19 protein-coding genes are annotated in these 24,901 nt (G+C 58.5%); 3 read left to right on the top strand and 16 right to left on the bottom strand.

Annotated elements, in window-relative coordinates; all coding sequences use genetic code 11:
* Positions 1–96: 96 nt before the first annotated feature.
* The 6 genes from NQ492_RS10895 to NQ492_RS10920 all read right to left on the bottom strand — a co-directional run bounded on the left by NQ492_RS10895 (position 97) and on the right by NQ492_RS10920 (position 7,214).
* The gene (locus tag NQ492_RS10895; protein WP_050794780.1) at positions 97–2,361 is read right to left on the bottom strand and encodes a M56 family metallopeptidase; all 2,265 of its coding nucleotides are present in this window, start codon (positions 2,359–2,361) and stop codon (positions 97–99) included.
* A 5-nt stretch (positions 2,362–2,366) separates the two neighbouring features.
* Positions 2,367–2,741 (bottom strand): BlaI/MecI/CopY family transcriptional regulator, encoded by a 375-nt coding sequence (locus tag NQ492_RS10900; RefSeq protein WP_015547564.1) that lies wholly within the window; start codon positions 2,739–2,741, stop codon positions 2,367–2,369.
* Between the two features lie 162 nt (positions 2,742–2,903).
* Positions 2,904–3,653 carry a tRNA (guanosine(46)-N7)-methyltransferase TrmB gene (gene trmB, locus NQ492_RS10905; RefSeq protein WP_015547565.1) on the bottom strand — a complete coding sequence of 250 codons (750 nt, stop codon included), beginning with the start codon at positions 3,651–3,653 and terminating at the stop codon, positions 2,904–2,906.
* A gap of 56 nt (positions 3,654–3,709) precedes the next feature.
* Positions 3,710–4,147 carry a hypothetical protein gene (locus NQ492_RS10910; RefSeq protein ID WP_044054517.1) on the bottom strand — a complete coding sequence of 146 codons (438 nt, stop codon included), beginning with the start codon at positions 4,145–4,147 and terminating at the stop codon, positions 3,710–3,712.
* Between the two features lie 4 nt (positions 4,148–4,151).
* Positions 4,152–5,729 (bottom strand): regulatory iron-sulfur-containing complex subunit RicT, encoded by a 1,578-nt coding sequence (locus tag NQ492_RS10915; protein ID WP_015547566.1) that lies wholly within the window; start codon positions 5,727–5,729, stop codon positions 4,152–4,154.
* 99 nt (positions 5,730–5,828) lie between these two features.
* Positions 5,829–7,214: an MATE family efflux transporter gene (locus tag NQ492_RS10920; RefSeq protein ID WP_015547567.1), complete on the bottom strand. Its 1,386-nt coding sequence runs from the start codon at positions 7,212–7,214 to the stop codon at positions 5,829–5,831.
* Positions 7,215–7,841: 627 nt separating this feature from the next.
* Here NQ492_RS10920 and NQ492_RS10925 point away from each other — a divergent pair.
* On the top strand, positions 7,842–8,588 hold the full coding sequence (locus NQ492_RS10925; protein ID WP_227901123.1) for a hypothetical protein: 747 nt from the start codon (positions 7,842–7,844) through the stop codon (positions 8,586–8,588).
* A 27-nt stretch (positions 8,589–8,615) separates the two neighbouring features.
* Positions 8,616–8,819 carry a hypothetical protein gene (locus tag NQ492_RS10930; RefSeq protein WP_044054518.1) on the top strand — a complete coding sequence of 68 codons (204 nt, stop codon included), beginning with the start codon at positions 8,616–8,618 and terminating at the stop codon, positions 8,817–8,819.
* A gap of 70 nt (positions 8,820–8,889) precedes the next feature.
* Here the strand turns inward: NQ492_RS10930 and NQ492_RS10935 are convergent, their stop codons facing one another.
* The 3 genes from NQ492_RS10935 to NQ492_RS10945 all read right to left on the bottom strand — a co-directional run bounded on the left by NQ492_RS10935 (position 8,890) and on the right by NQ492_RS10945 (position 13,502).
* Positions 8,890–11,343, bottom strand: coding sequence for an ATP-dependent Clp protease ATP-binding subunit (locus NQ492_RS10935; RefSeq protein WP_044054519.1), 2,454 nt, complete (start codon positions 11,341–11,343; stop codon positions 8,890–8,892).
* A 390-nt stretch (positions 11,344–11,733) separates the two neighbouring features.
* Entirely contained in the window at positions 11,734–12,228 is a 495-nt protein-coding gene (locus NQ492_RS10940) for a metallophosphoesterase family protein (protein WP_015547569.1), read from the bottom strand.
* Positions 12,225–13,502 (bottom strand): replication-associated recombination protein A, encoded by a 1,278-nt coding sequence (locus NQ492_RS10945; protein ID WP_015547570.1) that lies wholly within the window; start codon positions 13,500–13,502, stop codon positions 12,225–12,227. The genes NQ492_RS10940 and NQ492_RS10945 overlap by 4 nt, the downstream gene beginning before the upstream one ends.
* A 307-nt stretch (positions 13,503–13,809) precedes the next feature.
* Here NQ492_RS10945 and NQ492_RS10950 point away from each other — a divergent pair, with 307 nt between their 5' ends.
* Positions 13,810–14,376 carry a hypothetical protein gene (locus NQ492_RS10950; RefSeq protein ID WP_015547571.1) on the top strand — a complete coding sequence of 189 codons (567 nt, stop codon included), beginning with the start codon at positions 13,810–13,812 and terminating at the stop codon, positions 14,374–14,376.
* A gap of 60 nt (positions 14,377–14,436) precedes the next feature.
* Here NQ492_RS10950 and NQ492_RS10955 read toward each other — a convergent pair whose 3' ends face one another.
* From NQ492_RS10955 to NQ492_RS10985, 7 genes are all read right to left on the bottom strand, one after another.
* Positions 14,437–15,324 (bottom strand): IS3 family transposase, encoded by an 888-nt coding sequence (locus NQ492_RS10955; RefSeq protein WP_117615371.1) that lies wholly within the window; start codon positions 15,322–15,324, stop codon positions 14,437–14,439.
* A complete protein-coding gene (locus NQ492_RS10960) occupies positions 15,255–15,779 on the bottom strand; it encodes a helix-turn-helix domain-containing protein (protein WP_032558195.1) in 525 nt (174 codons plus the stop codon). Before NQ492_RS10960 ends, NQ492_RS10955 begins: the two co-directional genes overlap by 70 nt.
* A 79-nt stretch (positions 15,780–15,858) precedes the next feature.
* Positions 15,859–17,613 (bottom strand): aspartate--tRNA ligase, encoded by a 1,755-nt coding sequence (gene aspS / locus NQ492_RS10965; protein WP_015547572.1) that lies wholly within the window; start codon positions 17,611–17,613, stop codon positions 15,859–15,861.
* Positions 17,614–17,892: 279 nt separating this feature from the next.
* Complete coding sequence (locus NQ492_RS10970) at positions 17,893–20,070, bottom strand: alpha-galactosidase (protein ID WP_015547573.1); 2,178 nt, start codon at positions 20,068–20,070, stop codon at positions 17,893–17,895.
* 127 nt (positions 20,071–20,197) lie between these two features.
* Complete coding sequence (locus tag NQ492_RS10975) at positions 20,198–22,375, bottom strand: glycerophosphodiester phosphodiesterase family protein (RefSeq protein ID WP_015547574.1); 2,178 nt, start codon at positions 22,373–22,375, stop codon at positions 20,198–20,200.
* 48 nt (positions 22,376–22,423) lie between these two features.
* The gene (locus NQ492_RS10980; RefSeq protein ID WP_015547575.1) at positions 22,424–22,927 is read right to left on the bottom strand and encodes a DUF1735 domain-containing protein; all 504 of its coding nucleotides are present in this window, start codon (positions 22,925–22,927) and stop codon (positions 22,424–22,426) included.
* Positions 22,928–22,949: 22 nt separating this feature from the next.
* A complete protein-coding gene (locus NQ492_RS10985; protein WP_044054520.1) occupies positions 22,950–24,893 on the bottom strand; it encodes a RagB/SusD family nutrient uptake outer membrane protein in 1,944 nt (647 codons plus the stop codon).
* Positions 24,894–24,901 lie beyond the last annotated feature (8 nt).

The raw sequence follows: 24,901 nt of genomic DNA on the forward strand, positions 1-24,901 counted from the left end.
TGTTTTTGCGGCGGATTTCGGCGGGCAGGGCAAAAAACGGGCGGCATCCGCTGAACTTGGGGTGGACGCCGCCCGTCGCTGATGGTAAGAAGGGGGCTATTTTGAGGTTGCGCCGTAGCCCACGACGAGGATTCCGTCGAGACTGCCTTGGGGTTTTTCAGGCCGTTCGGAGAGCTTGTCCCCGCTGCCTTGGAGGTAAAAATCGACGGGCAGCGTATATTTCACGCGCACCTTCTCTCCGCGCTGTTCGCCGGGCGTCCATGCTCCGGCGGGCGAGGAGGCGATCACGCGGCGGGCCTCGTCGGCAAGCAGTTTGTCGGGCGATTGCAATACCAGGATGTTGCTTACCGAACCGTCCTTTTCGACGATGAACGAGACGATGACACGTCCCTGGATATTGTTTTTCATCGCTTCGGCCGGGTATTGGATGTGCATCTGTATCCAGTTGCGGAAGTCTTTGATCTCGCCGCTCCGGAACGAAGGCATCTTCTCGGTGACCAGGAATGGTTCGTTACCGTCGGGAGCGCCCTGCACGGTTGCGCTTTCGGTCTGGGGCAGGCGGAAATCGACGGGCAGCGTATATTTCACGCGCACCTTCTCTCCGCGCTGTTCGCCGGGCGTCCATGCTTCGGCGGGCGAGGAGGCGATCACGCGGCGGGCCTCGTCGGCAAGCAGTTTGTCGGGCGATTGCAATACCAGGATGTTGCTTGCCGAACCGTCCTTTTCGATGGTGAACGTCACGACCACGCGACCCTGGATGTTCCGTTCCACGGCTTCGGCGGGGTATTGGAGGTGCTCCTGCACCCACGCGCGGAAGTCGTTGAGGTCGCCGCCGCGGAACGAAGGCATCTTTTCGACGATCAGAAACGGCATGTCTTCCGTGGACGCGGAGGCGATTTCGACCGATCCGGTTTTCTCGTTGAAAGCGGCTTCGTCGGTCGCCGGTTTGGCTGCGCCTTTGGTGGTGACCACGATCACGCCGTTTTTACCCCGCGAACCGTACACTGCGGTGGAGGACTGATTTTTGAGGACGCTGATCCGTTCGATCGTATTGGGGTCGATCTCGTCGATGCTCGTCCGCTCGACGCCGTCGACGATATAGAGCGGTTTGGCTTTCCGCTCCTTTTCGGCTTCTGCGGCGCTTTGGGGCGCGGGCGTTTTTTGGTCGCCGGGGGTTACGCTGACGGGGTCGAGTTTGTTGCTCTCGGTCTCCAAGGTGATTTCAAAACTCTCTGCGCCGGATTTGTCGGAGACGCGGACTTTCCGGGTCTGGCAGCCGACGTAGGAGATGACAAGTTCATTGCCGGGAGCCGCTGAAATCTGCGCCGTGCCCTCCTTGCCGGTCACGGTTCCGACGTTCGATCCGCTGATCAGTACGATTGCGCCCGGAAGCGGCTGGCCGTTCTGGAAGACGGTTACGGAGACTTTTTTCTTCGTTGCGTCCTGGGACGCCGTTTCGTCGGCCGGGGCCTTTTCGGTCTCTGCAATCCGGACCTCGGCGGCGCGCGTGGTCAGCGAGAAAGCGCACAGGAGTCCTATCACGGCGGGAAGCGTTCCCGCCAGCCGCAGCAGGGAGTGCCTGCCGGAAGTTTTCGTTGTCATCATTTTAAAGCGTTTTTTGGTTAAGGAATCCCGCAGCCCGTTGGCTATTTCCGGACTATAACCGAATAGCTGCCTGAATATGGTTTTCATGTAATGTTCGATGTCGTACCCTTCGGCCAGCACGTCGCTGTCGGCTTCGAACTCCTCGGCTTCGGTGAGCCGCCGTGCGGCGAGCCATACGAAGGGGTTCCACCACAGCACGGCCTTCATGCATTCCATCGCCACGCGCTCGGCGGAGTGGCGGTGGGCGACGTGGCTCGCCTCATGGGCTACGATGGCCTGCAACTCTCCGGCCGGGATCTGGTCCCAGAGGTAGATCGAGCGGAAGAACGAGAACGACGCGATCCGCTGCGGGGTGCGCACGAGCGTGAAACGCTCCGTGCGGGTGATCGCCGCACCGCGCCGCAGCCGGCGGATGCGCACGACCTGCCACAGCATGACGCCCGCGACCAGCCCGACCCCGATCAGGTATACCGCCAGGCATATCGCTTCGGGCGTGACGGCCGGAGCCGCCTCTTCAACCACCTCGGCGGTCCATTCGGCCGCGGGCAGTGTGACCGTCGGGGCGACCTCGATCACCTTGCCCGGCCAGACGGGGATGCGCAGCAGCGGAATGACCGCCGCCAGGAGGGTCGATGCGAGCAGGTAGGCCCTGCACCAGCCGAACCGCACGTGCCGTTCGAGCAGGATGGCGTAGGCCGCCAGCAGCACGCCGCTGCAAGCCAGCACTTCGAGGGCGTAGATGGCGAGGGTTTTCACGGCGGTTATTTTTTGGCGTTGCGCATGATTTCGAGAATTTCATCCATCTCCCGGGCGGAGATGTTTTCATGGCGCGAGAAGAACGACACCAGTTGGGCCAGCGAGCCGTCGAAATAGCTGGAAAGCATCGACGACATGACGCCGCGGGCATACTCCTCGCGGCCGATCAGCGGAAAATAGCGGTGGCTCTTGCCCTCGGCCGTATGGCTGACGAAGCCCTTGTTCTCCAGAATCTTGAGAAACGTGGCGACGGTGGTGTACTTGGGGTGGGGTTCGTCGGTCCGGGCGATGATGTCGTTGACCACCGCGTCGCCCAGACGCCAGAGAATCTGCATGATCTCCTCCTCGCCGCGAGTCAGTTCTGTAATCTTGGTATTCATAGGTCGTGTTGTTTCGGGTTTACGACACAATATTACTACTAAATTTTTAGTAAAACAAATTTTTGATCTAAAAATTTAGTAGATAAGCCCGAAATAATTGATACCTATGTTTATAAGAAAGGTGGAGAGGCCTGGTCGGAGTGGTCGGAGCTGGGAGCGAGGCTATCGTAGCTGCCGTTCGGCCTCGTTGTCTTTCTCCTCCTTGTCGTCCTCCTCCCAGTCGAACCACGGGAATTCGTGCCGGCCGCCCAGTGCGAAGCGCGTGTAGGTGATCGGAAGTCCCATTTCGAGAAAGCGGGTTTCATAAGCCGTCTTGACCGAAAGCACCTCGTCGGCGAACCCCGAACCGTAGATGTCGGGTTCGGAGACCTCGCAAGTCAGCCCGTAATGGCGGATGACCTCGCCCGTGTAGGCGTAGAGGTGCTTGGAGTCGGTCTTGAGGTTGATCCACCCGTCGGGCCGGAGCAGGCGGGCGTAACAGGCCAGGTAGAGCGGCGAGGTGAGGCGTTTCTTGGCCCGCCGGGTCTTGAGCTGCGGATCGGGGAAGGTGATCCAGATTTCGGACACTTCGTTTTCGGCGAACAGCGCGTCGATGAACTCGATGCGTGTGCGCAGGAAGCCTACGTTGTGCATCCTGCGGTCCGTGGCGGTCTTCGCGCCGCGCCACATGCGTGCGCCCTTGATGTCGATGCCGATGTAGTTGCGCTGCGGGTCGCGCTGAGCCAGCGCGACGGTGTATTCGCCCTTGCCGCAGCCCAGTTCCAGTACGATGGGATTGTCGTTGCGGAAGAAATCACGGTTCCAGTTCCCTTTCAGCGGGTGGTCGCGGTGGAACACCTCGTCGAATTCGGGTTGCACGAAACATTCGAAAGTCAGGTTCTCGCGGAACCTGCGGAGCTTGTCTTTGCCCATAGTGGTCTGTTGTTCCGCCGGACTGCGGGGCCGGCAGGACGGTAATGTGTTTTCGGTTATCTGCTTTGCTGCAGGTCGACGCCGACGGCTTCGACCCCGCGGACGGGGCGGACCGGCGTGACCGAGCAGCGGTAGTCGCCGTGCTGCGTGAGGCGGATTCGGCGGCGGTAGGGGATCGCTGCCTCGCACATCAGGGCCGCGGGACCTTTCGGGTGCGGGATGACGAGCAGGAACCACTCCCCGAAGCGGAGCGAATCGGGGGTTACGGTGGCGATGCGGACCGTCAGCGTGTCCTCCGCGAAGCGGTCGTTGCAGCGCAGGAAGATCACGGCGTCGCGCAGCGACACGGTGTCTGCGTTCGGCAGGCGGATTTCGGCCCGCGAGTCCCACCGGGCAGGGTTGACGTCGGTGACCGCCGACTGGTGGGGCGAGACGCAGCTTCCGGCCAGAAGCGCGGCCGCCACGGCCGCGATATGCCCTGCCGAGCGTTTCACCGCGCTATTGGTTTTGATGCGTTCCGCCGTTATTGCCGCCTTCGCTGCCGCCTCCGTTGCCGTTATTGCCGGCCGGGGCGTTTCCGCCGTTGTTTCCGTTTCCGCGGCGGCGGTTGCGGTTGTTGCGGCTGCGGTTTCCGCCCTCGCGGCCGCCTCCGTTGTTTTCACGGGGTTCGCGGCCGTTGTTCTCGCGGGGTTCGCGGCCGTTGTTTTCGCCTCGGTTATTGTCGCCGCGGCCGTTGCCGTTGTGCGGACGCTCGCCGTTGCCGCCGTTCTGACGCTCCCCTCCGTTGCCTCCGTTGCCTCCGTTGCGCGGACGGTCGTTGCGGCGCGGCTGCCTGTCGGGACGGCCGGGCTGTCCTTCACGCGGCTGGCGGGTCTCCCCGCCGGACTCCTGCGGCGTCTGTCCGTTCTGCCCTGCGGGGCGTCCCTGCTCGCCGCGGCCCTTGTTGTTGCGGCCGCCGCGCTTGCGGCGTTTGGCCTGGTCGAAGCGGGTGATGCTGTCCTCCTCCGAACGGTAGGTCGGCTCCTCGATCTCCGGGCGGATGTCGTCGGCGTCCTGCAACCGTTCGACCTTCTTACCCTGGCGGTTCAGCGCCATGATCTCCCGCACGCGCGAAACGGGCAACGTGGTGACGTTGGCCATCGCCTCCTTCGACGAAGAGAAGGTCATCGTTCCGGCCAGCACGTCGCTCTTGACGCAGAACCATTCGCCTTCGGCGGCCTGGAGCGGTTCGCGCAGGCGCGGGAACTCCTTGCGGGCGTCGACATAGGTGTCGTATTCGTACATCATGCAGCACTTGAGTTTCGAGCACTGCCCGGCCAGCTTCTGGGGGTTGAGCGAAATGTCCTGCACGCGCGCGGCTCCGGTCGTGACGCTCGAAAAGCTCGACATCCACGACGCGCAGCACAGTTCGCGGCCGCAGGCGCCCAGTCCGCCGATGCGTCCGGCCTCCTGGCGGGCGCCGATCTGCTTCATCTCGATGCGGATGTGGAACCGTTCGGCGAAGACCTTGATCAGTTCGCGGAAGTCCACGCGCTCGTCGGCGATGTAGTAGAAGATGGCTTTGATCTTGTCGCCCTGATACTCCACGTCGCCGATTTTCATGTTCAGGCCCATGTCGGCGGCGATCTGCCGCGAGGCGATCATCGTCTCGTGCTCCAGCGCGATGGCCTCCTGCCACTTTTCGATATCGTAGGGTTTGGCCTTGCGGTAGATCTTCTTGTATTCGCCGTTGTAGGGGTTGAATCCCGTGCGGCGCATCTGGCGCGCCACCAGGTCGCCCGTGAGCGACACGACGCCGATGTCGTGGCCCGGCGACGCTTCGACGGCCACGATGTCGCCCCGTTTGAGGTCGAGGTTGTTGACGTTCTGGTAGAACGAACGGCGGGTGTTCTTGAAACGCACCTCGACGATGTCGCTCGGCATGTTGACCGGGTACTCGTCGAGCCAGGCCGTTTCGTGGAGCTTGAAGCACCCGTCGCAGAGTTTGGCTTCCGGCTCCGAGCCGCAGTTGCAAAAGGCGCACCCGCGGCCCACTTCGGGTTTGCAGGCGCCCGTATGTCGTTTTTCGGTATCCATGATTGGGTATAATTTGCGTAAAGATACAAAATAATTCACAATTCAGAATTCAGAATTCACAATTTTGGCTTATTCGGGAACTATGCCTGCAAACTGAATTTATGAATTGCGAATTGTGGATTGTGAATTCCCGTTTGCATGCAAACGGCTGATGCTGCGGCGGATGCGCACGATCATCATCACGGCTGCGGCCGACAGTCCGAACGAGAAGCCCAGGAAAAGCCCCGAAGGACCCATGCCCATCGTGAAACCGAACAGGTAGCCCGCCGGGAGGTTCAGCAGCCAGTAGGAGACGAAGGCGATCGGCATGATGATCTTCACGTCCTGAATGCCCCGCAGGATACCCACCGAGACGTTCTGGATGCCGTCCGACAGTTGGTAGAGCGCAGCGAAGACCATCAGGTTCGAGGCGATGGCGATCACCTCGGCGTTGGTGGTGAAGAAGGTCGGGATCACGTTGCGCATCGTGATGAAAACCAGCGCTGCGAGGGCGTTCCACGCCAGCACGAGGTGGTACGACGCCTTGGCCGCGAGCGACAGCTGGCCGATGTCGCGCGCGCCGTAGCAGTGCGACACGCGGATGGTGGTGGCCGCGCCGATCGACATGACGATCATAAAGGCGCAGTTGCCGATGGTCGTGGCGATCTGGTTGGCGCTCATCGTCTCCTTGTTGAACCACCCCATCATAATTCCCGTGCCGACGAAGGCCGAGGCTTCGAGGAACATCTGCATCGAGATCGGCAGGCCCATGTGCAGCAGTTGTCTGACCGACGCCCACGAGTAGTTGCGCGGCGAAAAGCCTTCGAGATAGACGCGGTATTTGCTGCGGCTGTAAAAGTAGCCGATCATCAGCATCGGGGCGATGATGCGCGACATCAGCGTGCCCAGGCCCGCGCCCTCGGCGCCCATCTCGGGAAATCCGTAGCGGCCGTAGATGAACACCCAGTTGAAGCCGATGTTCGCGAGGTTGGCCGCGATCGTGACGAACATCTCGACCTTCGTGTTGCCCACGCCTTCGAGGAACTGCTTGAAGGTGAAGAACAGCATGATGAACGGCATGCTCCACACCAGCATCCTGTAATAGGGGATGGCCATGTCGACCACTTCGGCGGGCTGGCCGAGGTGGTACATCAGCGGGATGACGGCGTACTGCACGGCGGCCATCGCCACGCCCAGCAGTCCGTAGAAGAGAATGCCGTTCTGGAGCAGTCCCGACGATTTCTCGCGGTCGCCCTGCGCGTAGAGTTCGCCCACGAGAGGCGTCATGCCCAGTGCGATGCCGATGGCGGCGATGAAGAGGATGAAGAAGACGGCGCCGCCGAACGACACGGCGGCCAGCGGCGTGGGGTCGCTGCCTCCGTAGCGGCCGACCATCAGGTTGTCGGCGACCTGCGTGAGGATCTGCCCCAGCTGTGTCAGCACCACGGGCAGCGCCAGCCGCAGGTTGGCCTTGTATTGGTCTTTGTATGTTGCGAATTTGTACATAGGTGCGCAAAGGTACGAATAATCTCTGGGAAAAGAGAAGAAAGGTTTGTGCGGATTTTTCCAAGTTGAAATAACATAGTTCCTGGTCAATATTGACTTTCGGGGATTTTTTGCTGAAATTTGTGGGAGCAATACCCCAAAAGAGCGTTGTATTCTGCAAAACATTTTCTATCTTTGTCTTGCTGTCCGGATGGGCAGCGACATATTGTTGGCAGAAGTGTTTCGCTTTTATTCTTGAATGGAAATCTGGAAAATTTCACGTGAACAAGAATAAGCAATACAAACACTCATCGCCGTGTATAGTTATATCATTCTCGATATACTGTCCGGTGTGGGGTATTGTTTATTTGTTCACGGGTATTCCAGAACCTCCATTCAGATAAACGAACGACTCCACACTTCTTTTTTGACAACCGCCATATAGGAGCCGAGTGGCGCATATCTCAGTGCTTATGGAAAATAATTGAATTGGCAATAATTGTGGAAATAGATTCCTGTAATATTAGTGATAAATATTTGTAAATTAATAAAATATAAATTATGAAACAGTATAGGGTAATTGGGGCGTCGATATTTTTTTGTCTTTCATTTTTGGGGTGTAAAAATTACGAAAACCAAAAGGATAAAATGATACGATTCGTATGCGATTACAAAGCAATGCAAATCGAAAACGGAAACGTGGACTATGAGAATCTGTGTGATTTAAACCGGATTTTATCCCGATTCAGGGATACCATGCAGATGAGTTTAATCGAATATTGTTCGCAGAAAAGAGAGCAGAGCGAACGGGACTTAAAGTTGTCACAGCAGATACGCTTGAGTGAATATGACCTTATGACAGGGTCATCCAGAGCGGCTCTTGATAAAATGAAGCCGATGAATTATTATGAACAAGATTTGAAAAAATTGAAATCTATCCTAATGAAAACAGATTCATTGGCACTCAACTCGGACATGTATGCGAAAACGATCTCCGGGTATTTTACAATGGCATTGAGTAAATTAAAAAAGAAGAACAAGGCCGATGCCGATTTTATGGGGCTTCTTCTCTTTTTTGCAGGGAACTCTCAAATTATTTCGGACAAATACGAGATCGTTTATAATGCGTATTATGATGCGGTCCGATTTTTAATAACCGAACCGGAGTTTTGGATTTCAGATTATTGTAATATCGTGTTGAAAACGATAAAGGCATTTTCGGCGAAATTGGAGGCGGATGAATTTTATTCGATTTATATGGATATGGTAAACCATACTGCGGCTGACTATCTTGGTCCCGATCTTGTTGATATTATAAATACATACACTCGGTATGCGTATGTTACGGATAAGGAAACTGAATTTGAAAAATATTTGGCAATTTCATTGGAATAACGATCATACATTTAAAAATTGAAAACTATGGCTGGAAATTTATGGAAAATGACAGCGATCAAAAATGCTGGAAAACTGACGAAGGGAATGAGCGTCGAGATTCTTGTAACCGGAACATCAGCAAAACCGAGTGTAAAACAAATTATCGAGGCAATCGAAGACAAATACGGCGTAACCGTATCGAGTTGTCATTGTGGATATGCTAATTTTGAGATTGAGAAATTGAATTGAACCGATAGCTGTTTATGTAATAAGGGAGAACCGCACGGTCCTCCCTTATTACATAAACAGCTGTTTGGTTTTACGCCACGCGCAGCTTCACGCCGTGGGCCTTGTCCGACTCCACGACCACGGTGTCGCCCTCGTGGAGCTTGCCGTCGATGATCAGCGACGAAAGCGGCTCTTCGACGTTGTCCATCAGCGTCCGTTTCAGCGAGCGGACTCCGTAGCGCGACTCGTAGCCCATGGCCGCCAGCCGGCGTTTGGCCCCTTCGGTGATCTTCACCTTGTAGCCCAGCCTGCCCGTGCGGGCCATCAGCCCCTGCAATTCCAGGTCGACGATCCGTTCCACGTCGGCGATCTCCAGCGTGCGGAACAGCACGATGTCGTCGATGCGGTTGAGGAACTCCGGGGCGAAGGTGTGCTCCAGAGCCTTGCGGTATTCGCTCTGGGGCGTCCGGTCGGCTACGGCGCTCTTCGAAGTGGTGCTGTAACCCACATGCACCGATTTCTGGATCACGGCCCGCGAACCCACGTTCGAGGTCATAATGATGATCGTGTTGCGGAAGTCGACCTTGCGTCCCGAGCCGTCGGTGAGGTGCCCCTCGTCGAAGATCTGCAACATGGCGTTGAAGACCTCGGGATGGGCCTTCTCGATCTCGTCGAAGAGCACCACGGCGTAGGGCTGACGACGCACGGCCTCCGTTAACTGGCCTCCTTCGCCGTAACCGACGTATCCCGGGGGCGAGCCGATCAGGCGCGCCACGTTGTGTTTTTCGCCGTATTCGCTCATGTCGATCCGGATCAGCCCGCGGCGCTCGTCGAACAGCCATTTCGACACCTCCTTGGCCAGCAGCGTCTTGCCGACGCCCGTGGGCCCGACGAAGAGGAAGACGCCGATGGGGCGGTTTTCGTCCTTCAGTCCGGCGCGCGAACGGCGGATGGTGCGCGAAATCTTCTCCACGGCCTCCTGCTGTCCCACGACGCGCTTGGCGAGGTGTTCGCGCAGGGTTTGCAGACGGATCATCTCGCCGTCCGAGACGCGCTCCGCAGGGATGCCCGTCATGGCGGTAATCACCTCCTGGATATGCCTTGCGGTGATCTCCACGGGATTGCTTTCGAGCGAGCGCTTCCATTCGGCGCGGCTCTCGCCCAGCTTCGAGTGCAGCGCGATTTCCCGCATGCGCGCCGAGGCGGCCTTCTCGTAGACCAGCGCTTCGACCGCTTCGCGGCGTTCGCGCCTGGCGTCGCTGAGCGCCGTCTTCATGGCCCGCAGCTCCTCCGGTTCGCGTGCCGATTGCAGGTGCGCCCGCGAGCCGGCCTCGTCCAGCGCGTCGATGGCCTTGTCGGGGAAATAGCGGTCGGTGACGTAACGCCCGGTGAGCGTCACGCAGGCCTGCAACGCCTCCTCGGTGTAGTGCACCTTGTGGTGGCGCTCGTAGTGGGGCGCGATGTTGCGCAGGATCTGGAGCGTCTGCTCGGGTGTCGTCGGCTCGATCACCACCTTCTGGAAGCGGCGTTCGAGGGCCGAGTCGGTCTCGATGTTCTCGCGGTACTCGTCGAGCGTCGTGGCGCCGATGGTTTGCAGTTCGCCGCGCGCGAGGGCCGGTTTGAGGATGTTGGCCGTGTCGAGGCTGCCCTGCGTGGAGCCGGCGCCCACGATGGTGTGTATCTCGTCGATGAAGATGATCGTGTCCTTGGCTTTGCGCAGTTCGTCCAGCAGCTGCTGCATGCGCTCCTCGAACTCGCCGCGGAACTTCGTGCCCGCCACGAGCGACGAGACGTCGAGCGAGAAGAGCGTTTTGTCGGCGATGGTGTAGGGCACTTCGCCGCGCGCGATGCGCAGCGCCAGCCCTTCGACGATGGCGCTCTTGCCCACGCCGGCCTCGCCGATCAGGATCGGGTTGTTTTTCTTGCGGCGCGAGAGGATCTGCACCACGCGTTCGATCTCCTGCTCGCGGCCTATGATCGGGTCGATCTTCCCCTCGCGGGCCAGCCGCGTAAGGTTCACGCCGAACTTGTCCAGCAGGTGGGCCGGGCCTTTCTCCTCGTTCCTGTTCTCCTCGCCGAAGTCGAGCATGTGAACCTGCACTTCGGTGCGGAAGTCGTCGCCCACGGCGAATTTTTGCAGGTCTCCGGACACGCTGTCGGCCGTCACGCCGTACATCTCCAGTACGCGCGCGGTCGCCGTCGAACGGTCGCTGATGATGGCCAGCAGCGCGTGGGCCGTCGACACGCTCCGGGCGACGCCCGGCATTGCGAGCAGTTCCTCGGTGAAGTCGCGGTAATACTCCTCGGGCGACCGGGTCTCCTGCTGTTTGGCGCTGATTACCTCGCGTTCGATGCGCAGGCGCACCTGATAAAGCTCCCAGTCCTTGAGTCGGGAGGATAAAAGCTGGTAGGCGAGCGACCCCTCTTCGCGGAGCAGTTCCAGCGTGAGGAAGTCCTTGAGCGAATGCGTCATTCCCGCCTTCGTCGTGTTGAATGCCGAACGGGCGATGATGCCCTCCAACGTTTTCGAAATTTTTGGTTGCATGTTGCGTCGTCGTTATGAATTCGCCATACTAACGAGAGCGCGTATGTGATTATTATGCGGCCGTTTTTGTTTAGTGGCTGAACTTTGGTGGCTGATGCAGAGGCGTTTCCATCGGACGGGCATTTTCGGAGCAGCCCCAAGGCATCGGGTTTACCGGCTGACTTCCAGTGTCTTGCGGGCTTTATCGGAGCGCTTCCGAACGGAATTGTATAGAATCGGCTTTTTTATGGCGCGACTTGCCGGAATGTTCCGGATATTTCGCTGACGATCACCGAAATCCGACAGGAATGCATTTTCGGCCTTTTGGGGTATAAAATTTTATTTCGGGTGATTTCGTGACGGAAAAGGCTCTCCCGGACAGTCGGTTTTAGCTCTCCGCCCGCCGGGTTTTCAGCTGCGGGGCCACTCGCCGACCTCCATGTCGCGCATCTCCGCGCCGTCGATCGTAAGGCGTACGGCCGTGCGGACCTTGTGGAAGCCGAACTCCCCGGCAGCTCCGGGGTTGACGTGGAGCAGGTCGTAGACGGGATCGTAGATGACTTTGAGGATGTGGGAATGCCCGGCGATGAAGAGTTTCGGGTGCACGGACTGGATTTTCTGCACGGCGCGCGGGTCGTAATGGCGGGGATAACCTCCGATGTGGGTCATCAGCACCTGCACCCGCTCGCACTCGAAGGCCTGGAACGCGGGATAGACGCGGCGGGTCATGCCGCCGTCGATGTTGCCGCTCACGGCGCGGAGCGGCTTGAATGCGGCGATCCGGTCGGCCAGCTCGATCGAGCCGATGTCGCCCGCATGCCAGATTTCGTCCACGTCTTTCAGAAATTCGCGGAGCGTGTCGTCGAAGGTTCCGTGGGTGTCGGATATAATGCCGATGCGTTTCATTGGTACTTGTCTTTCCACAGCTGCGCCATCCGTTCGGCGATTTTGGCTTCGGCGGCGTTCTGCGTGTCGGGTTCGTAGAACTTCGTGCCCGAAAGGCTCTCGGGCAGGAACTCCTGCTCGGCGAAATGCCCCGCGTAGTCGTGGGCGTATTTATAGCCTTTGCCGTAGCCCGCCTTGTCCATCAGGCGGGTCGGGGCGTTGCGCAGGTGCAGCGGCACGGGACGGTTCGTGGTGTCGCGCTCGACCAGCGACATCGCCTTGTTGATGGCCATGTAGGCCGAATTGCTCTTGGGGCTGGTGGCCAGGTAGATCGTCGTCTCGGCCAGCGTGATGCGCGCCTCGGGCATGCCGATCTTGTGCACCGTGTCGAAGCAGGCGTTGGCCAGCAGCAGGGCGTTGGGATTCGCCAGCCCGATGTCCTCCGAGGCCAGGATCACCAGACGCCGGGCCAGGAACCGCGGCTCCTCGCCCCCGGCCAGCATCCGCGCCAGGTAGTAGATCGCGGCGTTGGGGTCGCTGCCGCGGACCGATTTGATGAAGGCCGAAATGACATCGTAGTGCTGTTCGCCGTTCTTGTCGTAGAGAGCGATGTTCTGCTGGAGGCAGTCGGTGACGTACCGGTCGGTGATCGTCACCTTGCCGTCGGTGGCCCCGACGACGATTTCGAGGATGTTGAGCAGCTTGCGCGCGTCGCCGCCCGAGAAGCGGAACAGCGCGCCGGTTTCCGTGACCTCGATGTCGCGCTCTTTCAGCTCGGTGTCGGTCGTCAGGGCACGGTCGAGCAACGTTTGCAGGTCCTTGTCTTCGAGCGACTTGAGGATGTAGACCTGACAGCGGCTCAAGAGCGGCGAGATCACCTCGAACGAGGGGTTTTCGGTCGTCGCGCCGATGAGCGTGAAGACGCCCTGTTCGACGGCCCCTAAGAGCGAATCCTGCTGCGACTTGTTGAAGCGGTGGATTTCGTCGATGAACAGCAGCGGGGCCTTCTGGTCGAAGAACCGCTGCTTGCGCGCCGACTCGATCACCTCGCGCACGTCCTTCACGCCCGACGTGACGGCCGAGAGGGTGAAGAACGGGCGTTCCAACTGTGTGGCGACGATCTTCGCCAGCGTGGTCTTGCCCACGCCCGGAGGTCCCCAGAGGATGAACGACGGGACGTTGCCCGTCTCGAAGAACTTGCGGAACACCCCGTTTTTGCCCACGAGGTGCTCCTGCCCGATATATTCGTCTATCGTGCGGGGGCGCAGTCGTTCGGCTAAAGGAATGTTCGGCATGGCATGTTCGATTTATTAGGACAAAGATAGTAAAATTTCAAAAATTATTCTATATTTGTTAGACGCTGACAAACACGGAAAGTGTAAGTCTGTTCCCGAATCGTGAACGTAGGAAATTCACTTGGGTTGGGAGTAGGCAAACATCTTGCCGCGTCGTATCCGTATTCTGCGGGTATAGGCGTGGGAGTTGTCGCTTATTTTATCTTGCAAGGTATCCTACGACCTACGATTCTGAAATGGGCTTCGGCACCACGCTTTTCTTTTTTGTTTATGCCGCCGGGGTGCGGGTGGCTGAAAAGCCTCGATTATGAAAAAGTTATTGCTGACGATTTGTTCCTCGTTGTTTTGTGTGCTGTCCTATGCGCAAACGGAACATTTGACGTTCAAAGGTCTGCCGATAGATGGCAGCAAACAGGAATTTGTGAAAGAATTGCAGCGCCAAGGATATGTGTATGTAGATGACGATATTTTATCTGGTACATTTATAGGCCGGGATAGTTATGTTTTTATTTATGATACACCCATTACGAATACCGTATGGCAAGTCGGGGTTTTGTTCAAATCGACATATGACACATGGAGCCTCATTAAAAGAATATATGACGACTTGGTGGATGTTTACACGAAAAAATATGGTGCTCCTATCCTTGATCAGAAAGAGTTTAAGTCGCCATGGAGAGAGGGTGATGGACATGAGTTATTTGCCTTGCGGTCTGATCGGTGTGTTTATAGAACGGTGTTTGTGTATATAAAAGATGGGATGGATATTGGATGTGTTGAGATTCGCATGGCAAATGACTGTCGAATAATAATATTATACGAGGATAGTATTAATTCTGATTTGTTAACAAAAGAGCGAGCTAATGAAATTTGAATGAAAAAAGAGACTGTCAATATGAAGTGCACCCCAAATATTGGACGGATTAGTATTTGTTTAGATGGCATGAGTTCGGTATTGTACCGGGCTCATGTTGTTTAAGTATTTCTTTATCCGCTTGTTATTGTAGTAGTCGATATATTCTTCCAATTCTTTTCGGAAATGGTCTATGGATGAGAATTTTTGCAAATATAATAATTCGGACTTCAATAATCCAAAGAAACTTTCCATAGCAGCGTTATCCAGACAGTTACCCTTGCGCGACATGCTCTGTGTAATACCTTTCTGTCTTAAACGGAGCTGATACTGCTTCATCTGATACTGCCAGCCCTGGTCGGAATGCAAGACAATACCCGGAGAATCCGGTATTCTGGCAAACGCATCGTCCAGCATCTTCATGATCTGCATAAAGTTAGGGCGTTCAGCTATTTTATAGCTAATAATCTCCCGGTTATATAAGTCCATAATCGGCGATAGATATAACTTTACGCCGCAAACCGAAAATTCCGTAAGGTCAGTAACCCACTTCTGATTCGGTTTTTCGGCTGCAAAGTCGCGTTGCAGAAGATTGGGCGCTATCCGTCCGATCTGTCCTTTGTATGAACAGTATTTACGGAGCCTGACCTGACTTTTTATCCCGCAAATATTCATCAGCTTAAGTACGGTTTTGTGATTTATCGCATATCCGATCTTATTCATTTCAACGGTAATGCGCCGATAACCATAACGCCCCTTATGTTCGTGATATAACCTTATAATACTCTCTTTTTCGCGAGCATATTTATCGGGTTGTTTTGATTTTCTGAAGTGATAATAAAATGTGCTTCGCGCCATCCCTGCGGCTTTGAGCAATACTGAAAGCCGGCACTGCGGCCTTAGTCCTTCGATGGCTTGGGCTCTTTCCCGCTCTCGCGGACAATGCGCTCCTCGACTAAGGCCTGCAATTTTTTTAAGTAAGCATTCTCGGCACGAAGATACTCCAGTTCCTTAAGCAACTCTTCGTGCGGAGTCGTTTTGAGTTTGACTTTTTTAGTCTTCGATTTACTCATGGCCGGCCTCCTTCTTTGCGGTTTACGCCGCAGGCCTTCAGCACCTTGGTTTTGATAGAGCCGCTCCCATTGACGAATAACAAAAGGGCCCGGAATGCCGAAATGCACTGCTGTCTCCAGCAAAGATAGATGATTTTGGTGCATATGCTTCAAAACTGACAACTTAAATTCTGCACTGTAGCTACCGTGGCGCAGCTTAAGGCCGGCAAGGCCATGGCGCTCGAATAATGTTACCCACAAGTGAACTTGCGAGCGGCCACAGCCCAAGTGACATCCGGCTTCCCTAACCGAAAGTCCGCCTTCGAGTACCAGTTTTACGGCCTTTAAACGAATCTCATAATTATATTTCATAAAAAACACCCCAAAAGTGTCCAACTTTTGGGGTGCAGTACAATATGACAGCCTCTTTTTTTCTTTGCATTCTAATTTATTATTCCTCCGGCTTGCGCAGTTGCAGATACAACTCGTCGAGCTGCGTCTGGTCGATGTAGCCCGGGGCGTCGAGCATCACGTCGCGGCCGGCGTTGTTCTTCGGGAAGGCGATGTAGTCGCGGATCGACTCCGAGCCGCCGAACAAAGAGCACAGACGGTCGAAACCGAACGCAAGGCCGCCGTGAGGGGGCGCTCCGTACTTGAAGGCGTTCATCAGGAAGCCGAAGCGCTTCTGCGCCTCCTCGGGCGTGAAGCCCAGCAGTTCGAACATCTTCTCCTGCAACTTCGAGTCGTGGATACGGATCGAACCGCCGCCGATCTCCGTGCCGTTGCAGACGAAGTCGTAGGCGTTGGCGCGCACGCGGCCCGGGTCGCTGTCGAGGTATTGCACATCCTCGAGCTTGGGCGAGGTGAAGGGGTGGTGCACGGCGTAGTAACGCTGCGTCTCGTCGTCCCACTCGAACAGCGGGAAGTCCACCACCCACAGCGGGGCGAACTTCTGCGGGTCGCGCAGCCCCAGCTGCTGGGCCACTTCGAGGCGCAGGGCGCACAGCTGCGTCAGCGTTTTGAACTTCTTGCCGCAGAGGATGAAGACCATGTCCCCGGCCACAGCGCCGCAGCGCTCGGCCATGGCGCGCACCTCCTCGGGGGAGTAGAACTTGTCGATCGACGACTTCACGCCGTCCTCCGCGACGCGAATCCAGACGAGGCCCTTGGCGCCGATCTGCTGCCGCTTGACGAACTCCGTCAGCGAGTCGATCTGCTTGCGGGTGTACGCGGCGCAGCCCGTGGCGGCGAATCCGGTGATGTATTCGGCCTCGTCGAATACGCTGAAGCCGTGCCCCTTGGCGAGGTCGGTGATCTCCGCGAACTCCATGCCGAAGCGCAGGTCGGGTTTGTCCGAACCGTATTTCTCCATCGCCTCGATCCACGGCATGCGGCGCAGCGGCTCGGTCAGCTCGATTCCCATCACATGCCTGAACATGTGCTTGGCCCAGCGCTCGAAGATTTCGAGCACGTCCTCCTGCTCGACGAACGACATTTCGCAGTCGATCTGCGTGAACTCGGGCTGGCGGTCGGCGCGCAGGTCCTCGTCGCGGAAGCAGCGCACGATCTGGAAATACTTGTCGTAGCCGGCGACCATCAGCAGCTGCTTGAGCGTCTGCGGCGATTGGGGCAGGGCGTAGAACTGGTTGGGCGACATGCGGCTCGGCACGACGAAGTCGCGCGCTCCTTCGGGCGTCGAACCCACCAGGCAGGGGGTTTCGATCTCGAGGAATCCCTCGTCGGAGAGGAAGCGGCGGATCTCCTGGGCCATCTTGTGGCGCAGAATCATGTTGCGTTGCAGGGGCGGACGCCGCAGGTCGAGGTAGCGGTACTTCATGCGCAGGTCGTCGCCGCCGTCCGAGACCTCTTCGATGGTGAAGGGGGGCACTTCGGCTTCGTGCAGGATGGCCACCTTCTCGGCCGTGACCTCGATGTCGCCCGTCGGCATTTTGGGGTTTTTCGACTGCCGCTCGACGACTTTGCCGACGACCTGGATGACCCATTCGCGGCCCACGCGGCAGACCGTTTCGCGCGCCTCGGCGGGGGAGTGTTCCTCGACGACGATCTGGGTGATGCCGTAACGGTCCCTCAAGTCGATGAAGGTCATGGCGCCGAGGTTCCTCACTTTCTGCACCCATCCGGCCAGGGTGACGGTTTGGTTGACGTTGCAGGCCCGGAGGCAGCCGCAGGTATGGGTTCTGTACATGGCGATATGTTATGTTTAGTCGTTACGATCCGCAAAGTTAACTAAAATTCATAATTCATAATTCATAATTCATAATTAAATGACAGGATGCCTTGTTAAAACCTTTGTGTGTGAAGAACGCCGCCGCCGGAATTGCAGCGAGGCGGATGAAACGGCGGATATGCAGGGAAAAGAGCGAAAAGAGATGCGGAATCCCCGAAACGAACCTCCCGGGACCGGGCGTCGTTTCGGGGATTTGTTGGGCGGCCCGGATTTCGGACAGCCGTTTCTGACCGATAATTACTCCACCGCTTTGAGTTCGAGTACGCGGCTCGCATATTCCTTGCCCACCGTGAATTCGAGTCCGTTCTCCATCAGGAACGCGCCGCTGAAGGTCTTGCCGTCCTGCGGGACCGGCTTCCCGTCGACGTTCAGTTCGGTGATCCGGTAGCGTTTGCCGGGGTCGAGACCCGCCATGCGGAAGGCCGGCGACGGCATGTTGAGGAAGTGCTCCAGCTTGTAGACGAACCAGACGGCGCGGTCCTTTTCGGGTGCGACGTACATCAGCGATGCATAGCCTGTCTTGTCGTAGGGCGAGATCAGCCGGTAGAGGTCGCCCTGCTGCACGATGGGGCGGATCTTCTTGTAGTCGGCGATCGCCCTGCGGGCGAACTCCTTCTCTTTGCCGGTCATCTTTGAGGGTTGCAGCTCCAGCCCCAGGCGTCCCGACATGGCCACGTCGAAGCGCAGTTTGAGCGGAACGTTGCGGCCCGTCTGGTGGTTGGGCGAGGCGCTCACGTGCGAGGCCATCGCCACGGCGGGATAGAAGTTCGACACGCCCCATTGCATGTAGATGCGTTGCAGGGCGTCGGTGTTGTCCGAGGTCCAGAATTCATCGTAGTAGGGCAGGACGCCATAGTTGACCCGGCCGCCGCCGCTGGCGCACGACTGCATCACCAGACGGGGATATTTCTCCTGGATGCGCCGCAGCACCTTGTCCATGCCGCGGTGGTACTCGATGTAGAGGTGCGATTGCCGGTCGGCCGGCAGGAAGGTCGAGCCGTAGTTGTAGAGCGTCATGTTGTCGTCCCACTTGATGTAGGCGATGTCGGGATGCGCGGTCATCAGACGGTCGACCACGCTGAAGACGAACTCCTGCACCGCGGGGTTCGACAGATCGAGCACCTGCTGCGTGCCGCCGCGGCCCTTGCGGTTTTCGCGGTAGGGCTGCTGGATCACCCAGTCGGGATGCTTCTCATAGAGTTCGCTCCGGGTGTTGGTCATCTCGGGTTCGATCCAGATGCCGAACTTCACGCCGTGTTTGCGGGCCGACTCGGTCAGTCCCTCGATGCCCTGCGGCAGTTTCTCGCGGCAGACCGTCCAGTCTCCGAGGCTCGTCTCGCCGTTGTTGCGCGGGTATTTGTCGCCGAACCAGCCGTCGTCCATCACGAACAGTTCGCCGCCCAGGTCCGCCAGGTCGGCCATCATCCGGTCCATGCCCTCCTGGTTGACCTTGAAATAGACGCCCTCCCACGAGTTGAGCAGCACGTCGCGAAGCTCGGTTCCGTGGTTGAGCCGGTGGAGGCGCGCCCATCGGTGGATGTTGCGGCTCACGCCGCTCTTGCCCTCGTCGCTGAACGTGAAGGCGAATACCGGGGTCGTGAAGACCTCGCGGGGTTGCAGCGTGTATTGCGACTGCTCCTCGTTGATGCCCGCGAAGAGGTGCGTGGTGTGGGTGTTGTCGTTGTCCAGGGCGATGCGGTAGTTGCCGGCCCAGGCCAGCGTGCCGCCGATGACGCGGCCTGTCAACTCCCGGGGGCGTCCGTCGAGCGAGATCATCAGCGAGGGGTTGTCGCGCTGCGTGTTGCGCACGCCGTCCTTGTTCTTGAGCACCTTCATGCCGTCGGTCAGCGGTTCTTCGTGGAGGTAGCATTCCGCTCCCCATGTGCCGTGGAAATGCGTCAGCCACGTGTCGCCCCGGCGGACGGGCATGTAGGCCGATGCGAACCGGTAGAGCGTCACGGGTTTCTTCTCCGTGTGGCTGATCTCGGTCCACGTCTCGATCACCTCGCAGTCGTCGTAGGTCTTGTAGAAGAGCGTCACGAAAAACGGGTAGTGCTTGTCCTTCATGGCGATGGCGGTGGTTTCGGAGCCGTCCCTGCGGTCGCGCGACACCGACTCGACAGCCAGTTCGAGCGACATCGAACCGTCGCCGTGCGTCGCCTGAATGGCTACTTCGCGGTAACACTGGGCGCCGAACTGCGGGTAGGCCGCATCGCCGAACGCCGCTCCGCTGGCGAGGATGTCGTCGGGCGAGGCGACGCGCGCTCCGAAATACTGGAACAGAGGGGTTTTGCCTTTTTCTGCCGTCAGCAGCAGCGAGGAATTCCGGGTCGAGAGGAGGATGTTTTCCGCCCGGAGCATGCCGCCGGACAGCAACGCAGCGCCGGCCCATGCCAATACCAAAAGTTTCTTCATTGCAGGGTTGTCGTATAAGGTTGATTTCGGGTATAAAACTAATAAAAAAACGCGGATTCCGCAAAGAACGCAGGCCGGACAATCGTCCGGCCTGCGAATCCAGAAATCCGAAACGGAGCCTCCGCGGTTATTTCGGGGCTGTGACGAACGGTGTCTCCAGCAGTTTTTTCAGCGTGGCGGGGTTGTCGGTGGTGATGTAGTCGACACCCAGCGCGATGCAGGCCATCATGTCGGCCGTCGAATTGACCGTCCAGGCGTTGACCTCGATTCCGCCGGCGTGGGCTTCCGTCACCCACTCGGGTTTTTTCGAAAGCACGGTCGAATACTGGTAGTCGATGCCCGAGAGCTTGTCCGCCGCGACTTCGGCCGGAGCCTTGTCGCCGCCCAGGTACTGTACGCCGGCCGCGGGCATGGCCGCCCGGAGCTGCTTGCAGACCTCGTAGTCGAAGGCGATGTAATCGACCCGCGTCTCCATCGACTTCGCCTTGACGGCGGCCACGACGGCGTTGACGGCCCGCGTGTTGCTTGCAGCCGAACTGTGGGTCTTGATTTCGCAGATCAGTTTCATCGAAGCGTCCTTGGCGCCCTGCTCCAGATAGGCGTCAAGCGTCGGCAGTTTTTCGCCGTTGGCCAGCGTGAGGTCCCTGATCTGTGCATAGGCGCTCTCTTCGATCCGCAGGTCGCTGCCTGCCACCGTCGCGTTGTGGTTGATCACCGGCACGTCGTCGGCGGTGATCCAGACGTCGAACTCGGCGCCGTGGATGCCCAGTTTCTGGGCGTTGGTCAGGGCAGCGATCGAATTCTCGGTCGAATTCTCCACGCCGTCCTGATGCTGGCCGCGGTGCGCGATGATCCGGGGCATCGAGACGGAGGGATTGTCGCAGACGGTGAATTCGACCGTGCCGAGCGGGTATTGGCTGCCGTTGCGGACGAGCGCCATGAAATACCGGCCCGTTCCGGCGGGAATCCCCGCGGGGAGGGTCACTGCCAGCGACTGAAGGGTATTGTCGCCGGAGGCTTCGGTGAATGCGGCGTCGGCCGTGAACGCTGCGGTCACGTTGGCCGACGAGGTGAACTTCACCTTGTCGCCGGCTGCGAAACCGTTGCCGTAGACCGTATAGGTGTAGCCTGCGCCGATCTCGCACCTGGTCAGGTAGGTGAGGTTCGAGAGTGCGAATTCCACGGGCGTCTGGCCGGCGAACGCCGCATCCTGGTAGAGCAGGGCGATCTGGTCCCCGGTCAGCGCGTCGTCGAAGACGCGGGCCAGAACCACTTCGCCGTTCCATGCGTTGCCCATCGAGCCTACGGCCGAGTCGCCGCCCAGCGCGAACCACCGTGCGCCGTCCTTGGCGTGGATCAGTTCGCCCGGAGCGTCGGCCGTGCCCTTGAGTTGGCCGTCCACGTAGATATAGGCTTTCTCGGCGGTTTTGTCCCAGACGCCCACGACGTGGTAGTAGCGGCCCGGTTCGGGCGTCACGTCGCTCTGCGCCCAGCGCCACGTGCTTTTGCCTGTGGTGCTCACATTGGGCAGGAATGTGATGCAGGCCGGATGGCCTCCCTGGCCCTCCTTGCAGATCAGGAAACCCGTGCCGCCGGCTTCATGCGCCGAGAAGGGCTTGTACTCCTTCGTGCCGTCGTTGCGGTTCGAACGCAGGACGACCTCCAGCGTGTGGCCGTCGTCCAGACCCTGCTTGAACGTCTCGTTCGTGTAGTAGTCCACCCGGTAATAGGAATCCTTGCGGGAACCCTGCCCCGGGGTGTGCGTGTAGTTGGTCACGATGCGCTTGTAGACGTCGTGGTAATAGCAGGTCAGCGCCGTGCCGGGGTAGGAGAGCACCTCGTTCTTGAGCGGCGATACGTCCTCGGCCGTGCCGTCGGCGTGGAAGACAACGTCGAGCAGGTCGGCTTTCGGCGCTTCGGGCGGCACAGGTCCGGGTTCCTGCGTGATGGTGAACTCCTCGACCAGCGTGGGGTCCGAGACCGAGATGAACCGGACTACGCCGGAGCGCTCCCTGCTCACGGTGTTTTCCGGAATCAGAATCGCCAGCGTCATGCCGTCGACGGTGGGGTGGGTGAACCAGTCGGTCTTGCTCTGGTCTATCGCATAGGTCCATTTGCCGTCGGTCGTTACGGTGAACACGACCGTGCTCCCTTCGTAGGGGATGGTCCCGTTTTCGGGGGCGAGGTTGGACGCTACCGAGAACGCGACGTTTTTCCATTCGGCCGTCTCGTCGTCTTTGCACGACGGGCAGAGCGCCAGGGCGAAAGCCGTGAACAGAAAAAACGATAAAAAACCTTTTTTCATATTAGGAAGGTTATATGGTTAATTTTTCAGTTGATTGATCCGGCCGGGTCATTGGGCGTTTTCAGGCTTCTCCGTCGTGGGGCGGACCGGGAAGATCAGCACCGTGGCGGCCGCCGCGTTCACCTCCGTGTCGGGACTGCCGACCGAAACGGGCAGCACGCAGCGACTGTCCGCCGTGATCGCCGAGACGTCGATCCGAATGCCGATCTTCGCGGTGTGGGCGTTGTTGTCGAGCCGCACGGCGGCGGTCGGGAGGTCGTAGCAGGCTTCGGGCATCAGCACGTAAGCCGTACCGTTGGCCTTGTTGTAGGCGGCCAGCGCTTCGGCGTCGACCGAGAGTGCGGCCGTCGAACCGCCTTCGTTGTAGCCGCTCCGGTAGATCCACACCTCGTAGTCGATCGCTGCGGCATCGGCCGTCAGGGCGACCTGTTGCAGGCCGTTTTTCGGGATCAGCACCTTCGAGCCGATGTCGTATCCGATCTCTTCGTTGTCGGAGCACCCGGCCAGGCAAGCTGCCGCCGACAGCGCGAGCGCTAAAAATAGCTTTTTCATGGTCGTTTCTTTTCGCTAATGGTTAATAACCCGGATTCTGAACCAGCTGGCCGTTGATGTTGAGCTGCGAGTTGGGGATCGCCAGCCAGTAGTGTTTCGGCGTGGTGAAGATGCGCGTGTCGTTCTCCTTCATGTCGACCAGCTTGTAGAACTTCTCGGGCGTGTCGCCCTCGATGTTCCAGGCCTTCGGGATGGGGCGCAGGCACTCTTCGGCGATCTTCCAGCGGCGGATGTCGTGGAAACGGCGTCCTTCCAGCATGAATTCAATCGAACGTTCGCGGCGGATGATGTCGCGCAGCTTCTGGCCCGAGGGGATGCCGCCGGCCCTGCTCCACGAATCCTGGAACGTCGGAAGGCCGCAGCGCGAGCGGATCTTGTTCAGGCACTCGTAGCCGTAGTCGCTCAACGTGCCGTCGTACTCGAAGTCGGCTTCGGCGTAGCTTAAGTATAGCTCGGCGATGCGCATGTAGGGGAAGACGTAGCTCATGTAGGTGCTGACGGAGTAGTTTCCGCTTGAGTTGAGCGTCATCTTCGACTGTTCGTTGACCCATTTCTGGCAGAAATAACCGTTGTAGGACTGGTATTCGTTGTCGTAGCTGCCGGTGAAGCCCTGCGGCTCGCCCTTGTGCGCCTTGATGGTCATTTTGCCGCCGTTGAAGCGGTACGTGCCCCGGTCATAACCCACCGACGCATAGAAGCGCGGCTCCTTGTGGAGGTGCATCTCGACCGTCCCGGCCGCCTTGTTGTAGGCCAGCGGGTCGATGTCCTTCGTCTCGGGGTCGTCCTCCCACGGAAGTCCGTTCCGGGTGTAATACATCTGGACGGCCTCGAACGTCGGGCACAAATAGCCGCGGTAGGCGCCCGACACCTTCGTGTAGTTGTTGGCCAGGTGGCAGCCGAACTGCTTCTGCGTGTAGGTGATCGAGCCTGACTTGTTCAAGCTCATCAGGTACTCGTTCTGGTTCAAGAACTGTGTCGCGTTGCCGTCGCCGGTGAAGATGTAGGTGTAGTTGGCGCGCCCCAGTTCGAACGGGTCGGTCGTGCTGGTGCTTTTCGACACGGAGAGGCCCAGTTGGCGGTCGTCCATCGTGTAGGCTCCCGTTTCCTTCGAAGCCTCCACGCAGTCGATAGCCTCCTTGGCGGCGTCCATCGCGCGTTTCCACTTCTCGGCGTCGTAGGTCTGGTTGATCAGGTGCGTGCCGTCCTTGTTGACGAAATCGGCGTAGAATTCCGAATTGCCGTTCACCAGCGGCGATGCGGCGTAGAGCAGCAGGCGGGCGCGGTAGGCCAGCGCCGTGGCCTTGATGGCGCGGCCGTACGCGATGGGACCCCAGTAGTCGGGCAGCATGTCGGCGGCCTTGCGGAACTCCTCCTCGATGAAATTGACGCACTCGTCGTAGGTGCTGCGCGGCACGTTCACGCTGCTGGCCGGCGCATTCAGGTCGATCTCCTCCCGGGCCAGTACGATCGGACCGTAGTACTCCAGCAGGATCTGGTGCAGGTGGGCGATCAGGAAGTGCGCCTCGCCCGACCAGTAGCGCAGGTTGGCCTCCGAGATGTCGGGAACAGAACCTATGTTGTTCAGGAAGTTGTAGGCATAACGGATGCCTTCGTAGATGTTGTACGAGTAGTTGCCCGTCGGAAGTCCCGAGGTCGTTCCCCACATGTTGAAGTAGGTGTTCGTCGAGGACTCCTGCGAGGTGGCGTATACGAGGCTCTTCCACGAGAAATAACGCACCGATCCGTAGTAACTCGAAATCAGGTCGTCGCCGCCGCTCAGGTCGGGCATGGCCTGCGCATGGAACAGGTCGGGGCACTTGCCGTAGACCATGAAGAGCATCTTTTCGGCCTGGGCCTGGGTCTTGTAGATGTCGTCCTGCGTGGGACTGCCCTCGGGAACGACATCCAGGAAATCGCAGGATGCGGCCGCGAGAAGGAGGGCTAACGCCATTGCTATTTTTTTCATAACGGTAT

Source organism: Alistipes shahii WAL 8301 (genome assembly GCF_025145845.1).
Lineage (GTDB): Bacteria > Bacteroidota > Bacteroidia > Bacteroidales > Rikenellaceae > Alistipes > Alistipes shahii.